Raw genomic sequence first — 17,453 nt, forward strand, 5'->3', positions numbered from 1 at the left:
ATCGTGACTCCTTATAGTACCTCTGGGGCCAGTGAGATGATTTTCATGAAGTTGTCACTTCTCAGCTCACGTGTAACCGGTCCAAAGATACGCGTACCAATAGGTTGCTTATTGTTGTTTAACAATACAGCCGCGTTTGCGTCAAAACGGATGGTAGAACCATCTGCACGACGAACGCCTTTTCTAGTACGCACCACCACTGCGTTCAGTACGTCACCTTTTTTTACTTTACCGCGAGGAATTGCTTCCTTAACAGTAACTTTGATGATGTCACCGATACCTGCATAACGGCGATGCGAGCCACCAAGAACCTTAATACACTGAACCCTGCGAGCGCCGCTATTGTCGGCTACATCCAGGTTAGTTTGCATTTGGATCATGTTAGTGCTCCGCTCGATAATTAAGACTCTCTCGAGTCGTTTGCGCTGATAAAAGCAGCAGATATTGCCGCTTTTATGTACATACCCCCATAAAAAGGGCGCGAAACTATAACAGAAAAGATTGGGAAGTGATAGTGCGTTTTTGAATTAATTTTAGACGATTTGCTTACGGTGGTACCGGGCCTGTGCGCCTTAATGGCCGTGGCTGTGAATAGGTATGCTAAGCGAGTAAATATCGATGCAAACAGCGGGTAAACTGTTCTTTGTCAACGGGCTTAGTTAAATAGTCATTCATACCGGCAAGTAAGCATTTTTCCCGTTCACCCACCAGCACATTTGCAGTCAGTGCGATTATAGGGACAATCTCCGCCTGTCCGCCAAGCTGACGAATTTTTTTCGATGCTTCGTAACCATCCATGACCGGCATCTGGCAATCCATCAATATCAAATCATAGGGATGGTTACCAGCGATGCTTCTGATCACCATCTCAATAGCTTCAGCGCCATGGCCGGCGATATCACTCCCGATACTGAATTCTTTGAGCTGCTCTTTTACGACTATCTGATTGATTTCGTTATCTTCAACTACCAGTACCCGCTTTCCTGCCAGGTCCGCCGGTCTCAGTATGTCACCGGCGTCTTCTGTTTCATTTTCATGGTCTGACGCTTCATTCAGCTTCAGCGCAACGATAAACGTTGCCCCTTCTTCGGGTTTACTGTTAACACGAATACCGCCATGCATGTGCGCGGCTATCTGAGACACAATAGACAAGCCCAGTCCTGTGCCACCAAAGCGTCTTGTCGTATTGCTGTCACCCTGTCTGAACGGAGAGAATATGGTCGCCTGATGTTCCGGTGCGATACCAATTCCTTCATCACGGATCATAATCTGAACCAGATATTGCTGGCGGGCCTGCTTAATCGCTTTCAGTTTGATATTTATTGCACCACGGTCAGTAAATTTAATCGCATTACTGATGAGGTTTGTAAAAATTTGCCGTATCCGTGTTGGATCGGTAAGAAAAACCAGATCGTCAGTACCACGGGTATCGAGGGTCAATGAGAGTTGCTTTTTCTGAGCCGGCATAGAGAACAGCCGGTATTGTTCTTCAGCAATGCGGCTTAAGTTCACCGGAATGCTTTCAAGCTCCAGACCTCCGGCATCTATCTTTGAGAAATCCAGCACATCGTTAACGATTTGCAGCAAACTGGACGCACTCTCCCCCGCAAGTTTACAAAATTCGTTTTGCTGCTCCGTCAACGAGGTTTTCTTCAGGGCCTCCAGCATACCGACAATACCATTGATGGGCGTTCTGATTTCATGGCTCATGTTCGCCAGAAAAAGACTCCGTGACTCCAGTGCCTGCTCTGCCACATGACGGCGGCTCTCCAGTTCCCTGGCCACTTGTATTCTGTGGGTCACATCCTGCGTGGCACCGAAAAACCGGATATTGTCAGGATCACTGGTGTCCACGGCCCCCTGTGTCTGCACCCAGAATTGCCGCCCTCCCAGTGAAACAGCTTCAAACTCATGAGACCACGGCGCTTCATCTTCAACGGACTTTTCCATGAGTCCCCGCAAGATTTCCACGTCTTTATCGTGTTTTACCACCCGTTGCATGGTGTCGAAGGTGATGTGATCCCCTTCGGGAATTTCAAACAGTTTTACCAGAGAATCAGACAAAGAGATTTCACCGGTATTGCGGTTTATTTCCCAGGTACCCACTCTCGCCAGCTCTGACATCTGTAAATGCAGTAAATGCTGATGTTGTAATGCTTTTTGTTGTTCAACGATGGCCTGAAGCTGATGTTCACGGGCAATCTCAGTACCCACCCACTCCGCCAGAAGCACAATGTAATCAAGCTCGTCATTGTCGAACTGGCGTTCTTTGGCATCAACCCGGGAGAAATTCACTGTGCCGTAGCGTTCGCCGTTGACGAAATAAGGAATACCGATATAGCTTTTAAGTGCAAAAGCCTGATAAGCAGGATGAGACACGCCGGGGGATTTTTCAGCATCGTGATAAGCGACAATACCGTCAGCTGCCAGGGTGTCGCGGCAGTAGGTATTTTTCAGTTCAAAACTGTCGCCCTTCTGGAGCGCATCTTCGGGAGAAATGGCAGAAACGACCGTATAGACGCCATCTTTGATATGACTGACAATGCCAAGCTCCATGTCGAAGGCATCAAGACCAAGCTGTAACAGCCGCTTTAATTTGTCTTCAGTCGAGCTTTTACCGTCTGCAGAAATAGCATGTAACGCTTTTATCAGTTTCATATTGCCCCGTTTGAACGCTTAGGACTCTCCTTAAAGATTAACACACAAAATAAAACGGGGTGGAAACATTCCCTGTTTCCACCCCGCCGTTCACCGGAAAGGGGCGCCGGTGCTTTCGTTAATCACGTATCAGTACAATACGTTGATTTCATACCCTGTTGCTGTATCTGCAGGCTCTACAGTAACGATGTAGTTTTCTTCTTCTGTGAAACCATACAGTGCAGTACGGTCAAGCAGTACCTGTTCATCGTTTTCGTCTTCATATACTGCGATGATTTCGTAGTAGTCAGAAGGCAGAACCAGCGTGCTGCTTTCAGCAAGCTCAAGATTCATGGTGTAGTAATCGGCAGTGTCGATAGTTTCATCGCTGCGCACCAGATAGAAATCGATATTATCGAAATCGCTTACCAGATTGATGAAGTTAACGGTTTTGTCGTAAGACTGGGGCAGACCACTTTCAACAAACGTCGCTGCAGCCAGTTTGCCGTCAGCTTCGTAAATCATAATCGCCTTACTTTCGCCCTGATTAAGGGTGATCAGCTTGTTAGTCAGCGCTGTTGCACTGCCGTCTTCAGTTTGCACAGTAACACGGTAGTCACCGTATTTGATTTCGGTAAAGTCAGACAGTTCACCGGCAGACAATGTGAATTCTGTGTCTTCTTCACCGTCATTGCCACCGAAGGTAACCGTCAGCGGTGATGTGGATTCTGTGCTGTTGTAGATACGGTATTGTGCATCAGCATCTACGTCTGTCACATTTGTCACATATGAAGAATTCAAAATAGTATCAATAGACATACCTGCCTGAATAGCACCACTGACGTCACGAATAGCTAGCACATACTCAGTATCGTAAGTGAAATCCAGTGTTTGTGATTCGAAAACCACGTCGGTAGAGCCCGGTTCTGTCAGATAAATCGTGTATTCATCTGAATCAAAATCTTCACTGTCGTCATCCGGATCCCAGAAAGTCATTTCTGACAATTCCTGATAAGACACAGTACCCAGATAGTTTGCCGCTTCAAACGGGTCGCCGTCTTCAGCCAGGTAAAAATCGTACTGAGATTCATCCACCATCATGCTGGTAACGAACAGACGGAAATGGTCATCTAAAGACTCACGCTCAAATTTGTATTCGATGAATTCAGGCTGACTGAAATCACCGCTCAGGACGATCAACGTTTTGTAACCGGTACTGAGGTTGACCGTCATCTCTTCAAGCAGGATTTCCTGATCGTCAGAATCGGTGCGGATGAATTCCAATTCCAGGTCACCGGAATCAGCTGAAATCAGTGAGGTTGTGTCACCGAATTGTGCAGAACCTAAATCGTCGCCGTCAACTTCACGCATTGTGACAGTTGCCCCGTTAGGTGAAGCATTGTAAAACTGAATGTATGCGTACGAGTAGTCTGAACTGCTGTCTGACCCGCCGCAGGCGGTCAGGCCAACAGCAACGCCAACGGCAGCAAACAACTTAATAAGCGACTTAAGTGTGCGGGATACCATAAAAACGTAAATCCTTAACTGAAAGTAGTGATTGATGTCCGGATTAACCGGAACGTCGTTATTTTACCCCGTTAAGTCTCTCTGAAACCCGCGTCAGTTCGACGATTTACGCAATCTTTGCACTGTTTACATTGAACTGAAGAATCGAACAATTTGATCCATTTATGCAACAAAAAGGCCGGTAAACACCGGCCGTTTCACTGTATGCTGAAAATAAGCTTATTAATCAGCTCAGAAGCGGTAAGTCGCTGCAACTCTTGCGTGCAGCGGTGCGCCTGTACTGATGTTGTTGTCATTGTGTGCTGAGGGGAAATACTGCGTATCAAGCACGTTATTGACGTTGAGCTGCAATGACAATGCATCGCTGTGAGTATAGAACACAGCAGCATCAAAGCGTGTAAAGGAAGGTAAAGTCACATTGTTACTCAAAGACGCATACTGCTCTGACTGATGAACAATACCCAGTCCCCATTGCCACTTCTCGTCAATCAGGAATTTGTTCCATACACTGAACATATGCTCCGGCAGTTGTGCCAGTCGCTGACCTTCACCGGAACCGGCGCCGGAAACACTGGTCTGGTTGCCATCGAGGTAGCTGTAACCGCCGGTCACAGACCATGAATCTGTGATATATCCCGACAACTGCAACTCGAAGCCCTGTGTTTCTGTGCCGGTCAGTTGTGACACCTCAGGATTGTCCGGATCCACTGTGGCACCGTTTTCTCTTTCCACTTTGAATGCGGCCGCAGAAAGGTTCAGTGAATCAGTCAGGTTCCATTTAAAGCCCACTTCCGTATTCCTGAACTCTTCAGCATCCAGAGCCGCAGAACTCAATGACAAGGTAAGGAACTGATCGCCGGAGCGTGGCAGGAAAGACACACTGTAACTGGCGTACAGTGAAATATCTTCCGCCGGTTTAAAAATAACACCAAAGCGGGGAGAGATTTCACTGTCATCACTGGACAGCAAACCGTTGTTGCCATCTTCTGTGCCATCGTTAATTTCAATCTGATCGGTGACATCAATATTAAAGCTGTCGTATCGCAAACCGGCAACCAGTACCCAGTTTTCACCCAGTCCGATTTCATCCTGCACAAATGCAGAAACCACACTGACATCAGACGCACGGTCTCGTACCGGAGCCGTTAATGTGTGTGCCGGAACAACAAGGGGATCGCTGAAAATAAATGACAGTTTGTCACTGCCATTTTCAAGGAACTGGTTGTCCATGCGCGCATTCTCTGTGCTCTGATCAGCATATTCAGCACCGGCCAGTACAGTGTGAGAAACTGCCCCGGTATCAAACTGACCAATAGCGTTAAGCTGCCACAGGAAGTTTTCCCGCTGTGTGGTATCGCGGTAGCCGTCGAGAGTGACAAACTGGGATTCATCATCGAAGGCAGTGGGATACAAGTTCTGATAAGCCTTATCGTAGTCAGCAAACTGCACAGTAGTATTCACTGACCACTCAGCTGATAATTTATGATCCAGCTTTACGCGGGCAATGTGAGCTTCCAGCGTGGTGTTGTTGAAATCTTTATCACCGAAGAATGTATCGTAAACGCCGTTTAACGGCTTTCCGTTCAACGACGGGATCCCTCTGTCCACCAGCCTGTCATCATTCACATACTCATAAGATGCATTCAGAGAAGTGACGTCGCTCAGCGCAAGATACCAGGTCGGATTAAAAGCATAACGGTTGCCCTCTTTGAAATCGCGGTGACTATCAACACTGTCTGCCGCTGCATTCAGACGGAATGCCTGGTCTTTATCGATAACGACGTTGGTATCAAGTGTAATACCGCCGGCACTGAACGTATCGATATTCCCGCTCAGAACTGTGAAGTCTGATGATACATCAGCGGTTTTGGTTACGCGGTTAACCACACCACCACCACCACCGCGGCCAAATAACAGTGCATTGGAACCACGCATGATTTCAATACGCTCTATGTTATAGAGCGGACGGAAATACTGCACATCATCCCGTAAACCATCAACAAAGAAGTCAGCAGTGGTGTTCTGACCGCGAATAGTGATCTGGTCCCGGTGATCTTCACCCAACCCGATACTGACACCCGGGGTATATTGCATAGCATCAGCAACGCTGAACAGACCCTGCTCTTCAATTTGTGCTTCACCGATAATAGATGCTGACTGCGGCACATTCAGCAATAACGTGGGTGTTTTCACCGCGTCTGCGACCTGCTGGCCGAAGAAGGCACCGCGGATAGTGATACGTTCTACACTTTCTTCCTGCGCCTCAACCTTAGCCTGTTCCTGAGCAACGACGTTACCTGACACACAAAGGGCGGAGAGAATACTGAGTGACAAAATAGACTTTTTCACAATGATTATTACCTGTTGGTTGGTCCTGACGCGGTAATAATAATGATTCTCAGTATTTTTTTAAGAAATATTTAATTAAATATTTAAAATAAGTGAATATTATACTTGAGTAAATGCCCGAAAGAGTGCGGGCTGCGGGTGTAAAAAAGGCCACAAAATGTGGCCTTGATTTGAAAATCAGCTCTGGCGTTGCCTGACTATTTCGTACAAACACACCCCCGTCGCCACCGACACATTGAGTGACGACACAGCGCCGGCCATGGGTAATTTAACTAACTGGTCACAATGCTCACGGGTGAGTCTGCGCATGCCTTTGCCTTCAGCGCCCATTACCAGTGCTGTGGGCCCTTTCAGGTCAACATCATAAATAAGCTGTTCTGCTTCTCCGGCAGTACCGGCAATCCACACGCCTTTTTCCTGCAAATGCTTGAGCGTACGGGCAAGGTTGGTAACCTGAATAAGCGGAACAGACTCTGCGGCACCACAGGCAACTTTTCTGGCTGTAGCAGTAAGGCCACCGGATTTATCCTTGGGTACGATTAACGCATGCACACCGGCAGCGTCGGCGGTACGTAAACAGGCGCCAATGTTATGAGGGTCGGTAACACCATCAAGCACCAGCAGAAAAGGTTCTGCGTGACGGCTCAGGATAGCATCAAGATCGGCTTCATCCAGCGCCCGTGCAGGCTTGGCACGTGCAACCACGCCCTGATGCTGTTCGCCCTGCACTTTATCATCGAGTACCTTGCGCTGACAAAACTGCACGCTGATCCCAAACCGTCTGGCCTGATTAATAATATTCTTGAGACGGTCGTCATCACGGCCTTTGAGTACCAGTACTTCCAGTACCCGCTCCGGCTCGTTTTCCAATACCGACTGCATGGCATGCAGACCATATAACCATTCTTGTTGCGCCATTTACTTTTTCTTACCTTTACCTGATTTACTACGGGATTTCTTCGGCGCACGGGTTGCCGGCTTCTTACTGTCAGAACGGCGATCGGTTTTACCTTTCTCCCGCGATTTACGCCCTTTTCCGGTGGCAGACGATTTACCGCCTTCTCTGCGGTCAGTCGTGTTCCTGCGATCACCGGCAAATTTTGATGCTGCCGTTCTCACCTGCACTTTTTTGCCACCGCGGCCGCGCAGCATAGTGCCGTCGAGAATTAAATCAATCTTTCTTTCATCCAGGTTCACCGCTGCCACTTTCACCGATAAGGTATCGCCTAAGCGGAACTGCCGTGCGCCGGACTCACCTTGCAAAGTTTGTTTAACATCATCATAGCGGTAGTAATCATCGTCCAGAGACGTAATGTGAACCAGGCCATCAATATGGTAGTCCGTAATACGCACAAATAAACCGAAGTTAGTCACTGAACTGACAACACCTTCAAAGGTAGAACCCACGTGATCCTGCATAAACTCACACTTGAGCCAGTCGGCCACATCACGGGTAGCATCATCGGCACGACGTTCGGTCATGGAGCACTGTTCACCGAGTTGTTCCACTTCCTCAACGGTATACGCTTTCGGGCCGGTAACCTTTTGCTTCTGCTTTTTAAGAATCGCTTTAATGGCGCGGTGCACCACTAAGTCCGGATAACGGCGGATTGGCGAGGTAAAGTGTGCATACTCTTCCAGCGCAAGACCAAAGTGTCCTACGTTATCGCAATCGTAAACCGCCTGCTTCATAGAGCGCAGCAGCATGGTTTGAATAAGCTCCTGGTCCGGACGGGCTCTGATCTTATCTACCACATCGGTGAAATCTGCAGGGCTTGCCCCTTCAGTGATACGATGGGGAATGCCTACTTCTCCTAAATAGGAGGTAAATGCCGTCAAACGGTCTGCATCAGGTTTGTCATGCACCCGGTATAATGCAGACTGGTTATGCTTCTCCAGCATTTTTGCCGCACTGACGTTCGCCATGATCATGCACTCTTCAATCATTTTGTGCGCGTCGTTACGGACTACCGGTACAATGTTTTCTATCTTGCGCTGAGCATTGAAAACGAATTTACTTTCCTGCGTTTCAAACTCAATGGCACCACGCTGGGCACGGGCACGTTTCAATGCCCGATACAAATCATGCAAGTTACGCAGATGAGGCACCTGAGCCTCGTATCGCTGATGAAGTTCCTTATCACCTTCCAGGATCTGCCACACTTTGGTGTAGGTCAGACGGGCGTGAGAGTTCATCACCGCTTCATAAAACTGATACTTATCCAGCTTTCCCTGCTCAGTAATCGTCATTTCACAGACCATACACAGGCGGTCTACTTCCGGATTCAGTGAACATAACCCGTTCGACAGCACTTCCGGCAACATGGGAATAACCTGATCAGGGAAATACACGGAATTACCACGATTCTGTGCTTCTTTATCGAGGGCCGTACCCAGCTTCACATAAGTACTCACATCGGCAATGGCCACCCACAACTGCCAGCCCCCTTCATCCAGCGGCTCACAGAACACAGCATCATCGAAGTCACGGGCATCTTCACCGTCTATCGTTACCAGTGGTAACTGACGCAGATCGATGCGTCCTTCTTTAGATTCTTCCGGTACGTCTTCAGTAAACCGCTTAACGTAGCGCTCAACAGCGTCAGGCCAGACATGAGGGATATCGAAGGTACGCAGGGCCATTTCGATTTCCATGCCGGGCGCCATGTGGTCACCGAGGATTTCGATAATTTTTCCGACAGGACTGATGCGGCGGCGGGGACGCTGAGTGATCTCAACAACCACCACCTGCCCCATACGGGCACCTTTCGTTGCTTCCGGCGGGATCACAATTTCATGCTGAAGACGGCTGTCATCAGGCATCACAACGGCAATGCCCTTTTCTACGAAGAACCGGCCGACAATGGGCTCACTGCGGGGCTCAATAACCTGATTGATGAAAGCTTCCCGGCGTCCACGGCGGTCGGTACCGCTTTCACGGGCTTCAACGTAATCGTCGTGCATGAACAGATTCATCTGTCCGGCACTGATAAATAAATCGCCGCTGTTGTCTTCAGGGCGAAGGAAGCCGTAACCGTCACGGTGACCGATAATACGGCCACGGATCAGTTCATCACGGTTTTGCAGCGCATATTTCTTCTGCTTGGTAAACTGCACCTGGCCCTGACGCTCCATGGCGCGCAGGCGGCGCTGAATGCCAATCCGGCTGTCTTCTTCGAACGCGTCCACCAGCGAGCAGATTTCTAAAAAAGACAAGGGCTTGCCCTGCTCTTTCATGACAGACATTAAATACTCACGGCTGGCTACCGGATTATCGTATTTCTCTTTTTCTCGCTGAAAATGGGGATCGTCGCTCATGTACTCACTTATTGATTTTGCTTTGGCGCCATTATAACAGTTATTTGCCAAAAGCATTGCACTGTTCAACAGTTATCCAACTCCACCTGCCACGAATTCGTCATATATGCTGACTAGTATGAGCTTTTACCCGGCTCAGGATGACACATGGACCGCCGTTTATTTCTTAAATTATCCGCCGCACTGAGCGGCAGTATGGTTATTTCTACCGGTTTAACCGGGTGCACTTCAACTGCAGGCTTACCGGAGAATCCGGTTTCTTTTTCTCATGGTGTTGCCAGTGGTGACCCGTCTGCGGACAGCATTATCTTATGGACCAGAGCAGTGCCTGCCGGCAACTCCCCTTCGGCAACGGTTTTCTGGGAAATTGCAGCAGACAGTAACTTCTCAGATATCATCCGTTCGGGACATGCCAAAGCCATCGCTGCCCGTGACTACACAATAAAAGTAGATGTACGGGAGTTATCACCGTCCACCCGCTATTTTTACCGGTTTTCAACTGCCACAGAAACATCACCTGTGGGGAAAACACTTACTTTACCGGCGGGAAAGGTCGACAACGTCAAACTCGGATTGTTCTCCTGCTCAAACTACCCTGCCGGTTTTTTTACGCCCTATCTGGCAGCTTCTGCAGATGAGAGTATCGACTTTGTATTGCATCTCGGTGACTATATTTACGAATATGCCGGGGACGGCTACGCCACAGAGCGTGCTGCTGAATTAGGCCGCACATTCGCCACTGATAACAATGAAGAAATTATCACCCTTGCGGACTACCGGAACCGGTACGCGATTTACCGCACTGATAAAGGCTTAAAAGCCCTGCATCAGAATAAGCCCTGGATTGTAGTGTGGGACGACCACGAAGTGGCAAACGATACCTACACCACAGGTGCCGAAAACCACCAGCCGGATGAAGGCGACTTCTTTAAACGCCGCGCCGCTGCGGTACAGGCCTACTATGAGTGGCTGCCCATCCGGCCACCGGTGAGCGACACAGATCCAACAATCTACCGTACGTTCGAATTTGGTGACTTGCTGTCACTGTACATGCTGGACACCCGTATTATCGGACGGGATAAGCAACTTAGTTACGCCGCTTTTACTGACGAAGAGACCGGCCAGTTTGATGACATCGGCTTCACTGCCGCGCTGATGGCAGAAGACCGCACTATGCTGGGCTTGCAACAACGGGACTGGTTATTTGAATCCCTGGAAAAGAGTAAAGCGACCTGGCAGGTGCTGGGACAACAGGTATTAATGGGAAAAATGTTTTTCCCGGCAGAAATTTTCTCCGGTACACCACGGGAAGAAATTCCTTCAAAAATCCATGCTCTTGCTGATATTCGCCGCAAACAAATTGCCGGACAACCGGTGAGCGATGAAGAAACCGCGCGGCTAAACACCACGATGGCATATAATCTTGATGCCTGGGACGGCTATCCGGCAGAACGGGAAACACTTTATAAGCAGTTCAGGGAAAAAGGAAAAGCGGCGATCGTCTTTGCCGGCGATACGCACAACGGCTGGTGCAACAAACTGACCACCGGCAACAATCAGGCTGTAGGTATAGAATTCGGCACATCCAGTGTCTCGTCTCCCGGAATGGAGAGTTATCTGACGATGGATAACAATGAGGCACACCGCCTGGCACAAGCTCTGCCCCTGCTGGTGAAAGATCTTGAATACTGCAATCTGAACCTGAGAGGATACATGACAGTGACCTTTACGCCTCAGGAGGTAGAGGCTAACTGGTTATACGTAAGCAGTATTTCATCGGAAGATGTGCACATAGCCAGTGTCCATACCGCCAGGTTCACCCAACCTGAGCTGCTAAGCTGACCAACCCACTACCGGACGGGAAGACCGCACTGTCAGGTCTGCTTTTTATAGCAGCAGAGATAGTTTACCGCCATGGAAGGCGTGGTTTTCCAGTGTCCGGTGAGCGGGTTAAGCTTAAACCCGCTTTGTGTGTGACGTACAAACTGACTGCCTGTCCAGCTGTCAAGCTCCTCAGGTGTCACGAACTTTGACCAGCTGTGCGTACCCACCGGCAGATAGCGCATAACATATTCGGCCCCCACAATAGCAACAATAAAACTGCGAAAAGTACGGTTTAAGGTTGCCAGAATGAGTAACCCGCCCGGTTTAACCATGGAGGCGCATTCCTGAATCAGCGTTTGCTGATCAGGTACATGTTCTACCACCTCAGCATTGATAACCACATCATACTGTTGTCCTTTATCTGCCCATTCACCGGCCAGACAATGGTGGTAGCTTACAGGCAAGTTTTGCTTCAGTGCATGCCGTCTTGCAACTTCGACACTGGTCGCACTGGCATCAATGCCGGTCACGTCTGCGCCACGCTTAGCCAGAGGCTCGCAAATCAACCCGCCGCCACTGCCAACATCCAATACTGATAAGCCCTCAAACAATGCATCGGCCAATCCCTTAGGACGAAAATGCTTATTGATAGCCTGTTCGATAAAATCTACCCGCGCGGCATTGAAAGACAGCGCGGTTTTATATTTACCGTCAGGATCCCACCATGCATCAGCCAGCGCATCAAAGCGGGCGATTTCCTGAGCGTTCACATTCGCTGTCGCAACCGGTGGGCTTAACTGACTTTTATCTAACATATTGAGGCCTGTTCACTGTTATCAGGGATAATAGAGACAACTTTTCTTTTATTAAATCAACCTGGCGGATGATAGCAAATGAAAAAAATCTCACGTAGGGTTTCAGCCGGTAGTGACACCGGCCCGGGTTTATTCCCTTACTGACGGTGGATCAGGGTGTTCTGATAACCATCAGCCTGGTTTCGGTCATATCTTCAATGGCATAGCGGATCCCTTCCCTGCCAAGGCCGGAATCCTTCACCCCGCCATAGGGCATATTATCAACCCGCCAGCTTGGCACATCGCCGATCACTACGCCGCCGACTTCCAGAACATCCCACGCTTCATGAGCTTTATACAAATCACGGGTGAAGATGCCTGCCTGCAAACCATAGCGGCTGTTATTAACCTCTTTTAAGGCTTCGTCATAATCGTCGAATGGCACTAAAACCGAGAGCGGCCCGAAAGCCTCTTCTGCACTGGCGTTACAGTCTGCCGGTACGCCTTCCATGACGGTGGCATCGAGCATAGCGCCTTTTCGTGTGCCACCACACAGAACCGTTGCGCCGGCCTCTCTGGCTTCGTGGATCCAGTCCTCCAGCCTTTCCGCCTCAGACTCTGAAATCATGGGGCCGATAAACGTGTTTTCATCTGCAGGATCGCCGGCCACTAATGCCGATACTTCATGAACGAATTTTTCACGGAAGGTTTCATAAATGTTTTTGTGTACCAGTATACGCTGCACACTGATACAGCTCTGACCGGACTGGTAATAGGCGCCAACGATAATGCGTTTGATAGCATCATCAATATCAGCATCTTCATCCACGATGCAGGCAGCGTTACCGCCAAGTTCCAATACTACTGGCTTTTTACCGGCTTTGGCTTTAAGTGCCCAGCCCACATCGGGGGAGCCGGTAAAACTCAACAGCTTCAACCGTTCGTCAGTAGTAAACAAATCCGCACCGTCACGGTTACATGGCAGAATGGAAAATGCCCCTTCAGGTAAATCTGTTTCTGCCAGCACTTCACCGATAATCAACGCGCCGATGGGTGTTCTTGAAGCAGGTTTCAGAACAAACGTACAACCGGCAGCAATCGCCGGCGCGACTTTATGCGCGGCCAGATTTAACGGAAAGTTAAACGGCGAAATAAATGAACAGGGACCAATGGGCACCCGCTTTGTCATGCCCTGGTAGCCGGAAGCGCGGTCGGATATCTCAAGGTTCAGCACCTGACCTTCTATACGCACACATTCTTCAGCCGCTATCTGAAAAGTATCAATCAGGCGGGTTACTTCTCCCTGCGCATCTTTTATCGGTTTTCCGGCTTCAATACACAGCGCCATTGCCAACTCGTCCTTACGTTCTGTAAAGCGTTTTACGCAATGTTCCAGTACCGCTTTACGTTCATAGGGCTTCATAGCCGCCATGGCCGGTTGCGCCTTTTCTGCCGCAGCAATGGCTTTGTCGATAACATCAGCACCGGCTTTGGCCACTCTGGTTGCCACTTCACCGGTATACTTGTTCGTAACTTCCAGATCGGTATTAGCAAACACAGGTTTGCTTGCAAGATAGTAGGGATAGCTTTCATTCAACATGTAAGAACTCCTTAAAGCTTGTCACTTAATTCGCGGATTGTCTGATTCAGCGTTTCATCATTCATGCTGTAATCAACCGGGCAGTCCACCACATGAACGCCGGGCGTATTAATGCACCGGGTGATAACCTCGCTGAGTGATGTGGTATCTTCGATGCGCCAGCCTTTGGCGCCATAGCTGTTGGCATATTGCACGAAGTCAGGATTCCCGTAGTCCAGCCCGAAGTTGTCGAAAGACATATGAGCCTGTTTCCATTTGATCATGCCGTAAGCGTCATCCCGGAGAATAATGACAGTCAGATCGAGATTGAGTCTGACGGCAGTTTCCAGTTCCTGACTGTTCATCATAAAGCCACCGTCACCGCATACACTGATTACGGGCTTGTCAGGGTTAACGAGTTTTGCAGCAATAGCAGATGGAAGACCGGCCCCCATAGAGGCAAGGGCATTATCAAGCAGTAATGTGTTGGGGTGGTAAGCCGGATAGTTTCTGGCAAACCAGATTTTGTACACGCCGTTATCCAGCGTCACAATACCTTCATCCGGCATCACTTTGCGGATATCGCGGACAAAACGTTCCGGCAGAACCGGAAACCGGTCATCATCTTCCGCTTCCCGCCTGTGGTTGACATAGGCATCGTGCACATCTTTATAAAAATCCAGCTTCCAGCCGGACTGAGGCGATACCTTTTCCTTTATTTGCCAGATACTGTTAGCGATGTCGCCGACAACTTCTGCCTGAGGGAAGTACACAGGGTCAACAGCGGCCGGCTCAAAATTAATATGAATAACTTTCTTTCCGTCGTCGTGCATAAAAAACGGCGGCTTCTCAACCACATCATGGCCTACATTGATAATGAGATCAGCACGGCTGATGGCACGGTGGACAAAGTCACCGTCGGATAACGCAGTGTTTCCGGCAAACAGAGGATCACTTTCATTAAGCACCCCTTTTCCCATTTGGGTGGTGACAAACGGGATCCCTGTTTTATCTACAAACTCTCTGAGCATTTTTGCTGTGAGTTTACGGTTTGCGCCGGCACCGATAAGTAACAATGGAGACGCAGCCCTTTCAATCATCTCAACAGCTTCGCGGATGGCTTTATACTCTGCTATCGGTCTGCGGGTATAACTGGGCTTCAACAGGGACGCTGAAGTGCTTTCATCAGCAATGTCCTCCGGCAATTCAATGTGCACTGCGCCGGGGCGTTCTTCTGATGCAAGGCGGAAAGCTTCACGCGCCACAGACGGGATACGGTCACCGCTGACAATCTGGGTTGTGTATTTAGTGATAGGACGCATCATATCTACCACATCAATGACCTGAAAACGCCCCTGTTTGCTGGTTTTTACCGGCTTCTGGCCAGTGATCATTAACACCGGCATAGCGCCGAGTTGCGCATAGGCGGCGGGCGTCACTAAATTCGTTGCGCCGGGGCCGAGAGTAGATAAACAAACGCCAACTTTACCGGTGAGCCGGCCGTAGGTGGCGGCCATGAATCCCGCTCCCTGTTCGTGGCGGGTCAGCACAAGTTTAATGTCAGATGTGCGGAGAGATTCCAGTAAATCGAGGTTTTCCTCACCCGGAATACCGAAGATGTATTCCACACCTTCAGCTTCAAGCGCTTTAACAAAGAGGTCTGAGGCTTTCATTCCGTTCTGTCGCTCCTTACGTTTACTAGCAGGTAAGGTGTGCTACGGCGGGAAAGCTAAAAGCGATTAGGTTTGTTTACAGTTCCGGGCCGGAACGCCGGGTCAGTCGGTGAGTTGCTCCTGCCAGGCTGACAATTTTTCCTGCGTGGCGCGGTCGACCGCAGCCTTATTATTACTTATCCACCACTTCTCCATAATCTGCACATTTTTACTGTTAGATTTATAAAAGAAGTCGGCAATATCGCCAACAAACGGGATGAAGCCGAGAGCGAAGTCCATAATAGAATTACGTACCATAGTTTTAAGCAAGCCGGATGGCATGCCCATCTTTTTTCCAAGAGAGATAATACGAAAACCGGCAATGAGCATGGCAGCGTCACCGGCGCCCGGGATGAGACCGATAATAGAATCAAGCCCGATACGGAAGGGAATAACAGGCAACTTTATCGCCGTATCCAGCATGTTTGCCCATTTTTGTGCCTTGAGCAGCTCTTCCGGAGCTTTTACATTACTGTCCATGGTCATTCTCCTGTTCAACGATAAATAGCCGGGCTAATCCGGCTTTTATCACCGGACAGCTTACCTGTCTGCACCGAGGGCTTTAGCCAGTGCTTCCCGTTTACGGTTTTGTGCAGAAGCCTGCCAGCCGTGCAGATTACGTTCGATGAGCGTCATTAACGTATCTATATGTGCCGGTGAGTCGTTTAGCGCAGGAATATATTCAAAACGCTTTCCGCCAGCTTCCATGAAGTAGTCTTTGTTTTCCTCACCGATTTCTTCAATGGTTTCCAGGCAGTCCGCAGAAAATCCGGGGCACAGTACCTGCACGGACCGCACGCCTTTACCCGGCAATCCTTTCATGGTTTCGTCAGTGTAAGGCTGAAGCCACTCTTCGCGGCCAAAACGGGACTGGAAGGTGGTCATGTATTCGTCTGATTTCAGATCCAGCGCTTCAGCCAGCAATCTTGATGTTTTATGACACTCGCAGTGGTATGGATCACCATTGGTCAGATAACGCTTCGGGATCCCGTGATAGGACATAACCAGCAAATCAGCTTTCCCGTTTTCCTTCCAATGCTGCCTGACACTCGCAGCCAGCGCTTCGATGTAGGCGGGTTCGTCATTGTAGTGCGTTACAAAGCGCAATTCCGGCATCCAGCGGCGGCGGGTAAAATCGGCTGCCACAGCATCAAAAGTCGACGCAGTGGTGGATGCACAATATTGCGGATACAGCGGCAGTACTACCAGCTTTCTCACGCCCTGACTGAGCATTCTGTCGATGGCAGACGCCACGGACGGCTGCCCATAGCGCATGGCAAAATCAACTACCACATCGTCGCCGTATTTCTCCCGGCACTTCTCTGCCAGTGCTGCATGCTGAGCCTTAGTGATCGCCATTAACGGTGAACCTTCGTCTGTCCACACTGTGGAATAGGCTTTTGCAGACCGTCCGGGCCGGAAGTTAAGGATCACCCCGTTGAGTACGAACCACCAAATCAGGCGGGGAACTTCGACAACCCGGGGATCGGAAAGAAACTCTTTCAGGTAAGGCTTCAGCGCTGCTTTAGTCGGCTGCTCAGGTGTACCTAAATTGGTGATCAGCACGCCCAGCCGGTCTGCCTGGCCATGTGTGAAATGGGTAGAGTTAATATATTTCATGCTGCTTTACCTGAAATCGCTGCCAACTAATCAAAAAGACAATTAATTATACTGAACCTGAGACAATTTTGATCCCCGGAATCAGACATTTAT

General features: G+C 49.3%; 12 protein-coding genes. 1 reads left to right on the forward strand and 11 read right to left on the reverse strand.

The genetic code is table 11. From position 1 onward, the window contains the following. Positions 1-11: 11 nt before the first annotated feature. The 6 genes from rplN to rnr form a co-directional block, all read right to left on the reverse strand. Positions 12-380 (reverse strand): 50S ribosomal protein L14, encoded by a 369-nt coding sequence (gene rplN / locus ACXAGC_RS06735; protein WP_070125772.1) that lies wholly within the window; start codon positions 378-380, stop codon positions 12-14. A 220-nt stretch (positions 381-600) separates the two neighbouring features. Continuing rightward, entirely contained in the window at positions 601-2,658 is a 2,058-nt protein-coding gene (locus ACXAGC_RS06740) for a GAF domain-containing hybrid sensor histidine kinase/response regulator (protein WP_474843518.1), read from the reverse strand. Between the two features lie 129 nt (positions 2,659-2,787). Continuing rightward, complete coding sequence (locus ACXAGC_RS06745) at positions 2,788-4,164, reverse strand: DUF4397 domain-containing protein (RefSeq protein ID WP_474843520.1); 1,377 nt, start codon at positions 4,162-4,164, stop codon at positions 2,788-2,790. A gap of 231 nt (positions 4,165-4,395) precedes the next feature. Continuing rightward, on the reverse strand, positions 4,396-6,513 hold the full coding sequence (locus ACXAGC_RS06750; RefSeq protein ID WP_474843522.1) for a TonB-dependent receptor: 2,118 nt from the start codon (positions 6,511-6,513) through the stop codon (positions 4,396-4,398). A gap of 177 nt (positions 6,514-6,690) precedes the next feature. Next, positions 6,691-7,431 carry a 23S rRNA (guanosine(2251)-2'-O)-methyltransferase RlmB gene (rlmB, locus tag ACXAGC_RS06755; RefSeq protein WP_119499863.1) on the reverse strand — a complete coding sequence of 247 codons (741 nt, stop codon included), beginning with the start codon at positions 7,429-7,431 and terminating at the stop codon, positions 6,691-6,693. Continuing rightward, positions 7,432-9,831, reverse strand: coding sequence for a ribonuclease R (gene rnr / locus ACXAGC_RS06760; RefSeq protein ID WP_474843524.1), 2,400 nt, complete (start codon positions 9,829-9,831; stop codon positions 7,432-7,434). A gap of 147 nt (positions 9,832-9,978) precedes the next feature. Between rnr and ACXAGC_RS06765 the strand changes: the two genes are divergently transcribed. Then, positions 9,979-11,673 (forward strand): alkaline phosphatase D family protein, encoded by a 1,695-nt coding sequence (locus tag ACXAGC_RS06765; RefSeq protein WP_474843526.1) that lies wholly within the window; start codon positions 9,979-9,981, stop codon positions 11,671-11,673. 32 nt (positions 11,674-11,705) lie between these two features. Here the strand turns inward: ACXAGC_RS06765 and ubiG are convergent, their stop codons facing one another. The 5 genes from ubiG to hemH form a co-directional block, all read right to left on the reverse strand. Continuing rightward, positions 11,706-12,470 (reverse strand): bifunctional 2-polyprenyl-6-hydroxyphenol methylase/3-demethylubiquinol 3-O-methyltransferase UbiG, encoded by a 765-nt coding sequence (gene ubiG / locus ACXAGC_RS06770; RefSeq protein WP_474843528.1) that lies wholly within the window; start codon positions 12,468-12,470, stop codon positions 11,706-11,708. A gap of 151 nt (positions 12,471-12,621) precedes the next feature. Continuing rightward, entirely contained in the window at positions 12,622-14,049 is a 1,428-nt protein-coding gene (locus tag ACXAGC_RS06775) for an aldehyde dehydrogenase family protein (RefSeq protein ID WP_474843530.1), read from the reverse strand. A gap of 11 nt (positions 14,050-14,060) precedes the next feature. Continuing rightward, the gene (locus ACXAGC_RS06780) at positions 14,061-15,701 is read right to left on the reverse strand and encodes an acetolactate synthase large subunit (RefSeq protein ID WP_474843532.1); all 1,641 of its coding nucleotides are present in this window, start codon (positions 15,699-15,701) and stop codon (positions 14,061-14,063) included. 102 nt (positions 15,702-15,803) lie between these two features. Continuing rightward, the gene (locus ACXAGC_RS06785; protein WP_474843535.1) at positions 15,804-16,220 is read right to left on the reverse strand and encodes a DUF4112 domain-containing protein; all 417 of its coding nucleotides are present in this window, start codon (positions 16,218-16,220) and stop codon (positions 15,804-15,806) included. 60 nt (positions 16,221-16,280) lie between these two features. Further along, positions 16,281-17,360 carry a ferrochelatase gene (gene hemH, locus ACXAGC_RS06790; protein WP_474843537.1) on the reverse strand — a complete coding sequence of 360 codons (1,080 nt, stop codon included), beginning with the start codon at positions 17,358-17,360 and terminating at the stop codon, positions 16,281-16,283. Positions 17,361-17,453 lie beyond the last annotated feature (93 nt).

This window comes from Alteromonas sp. AWJ4_197 (genome assembly GCF_056160285.1).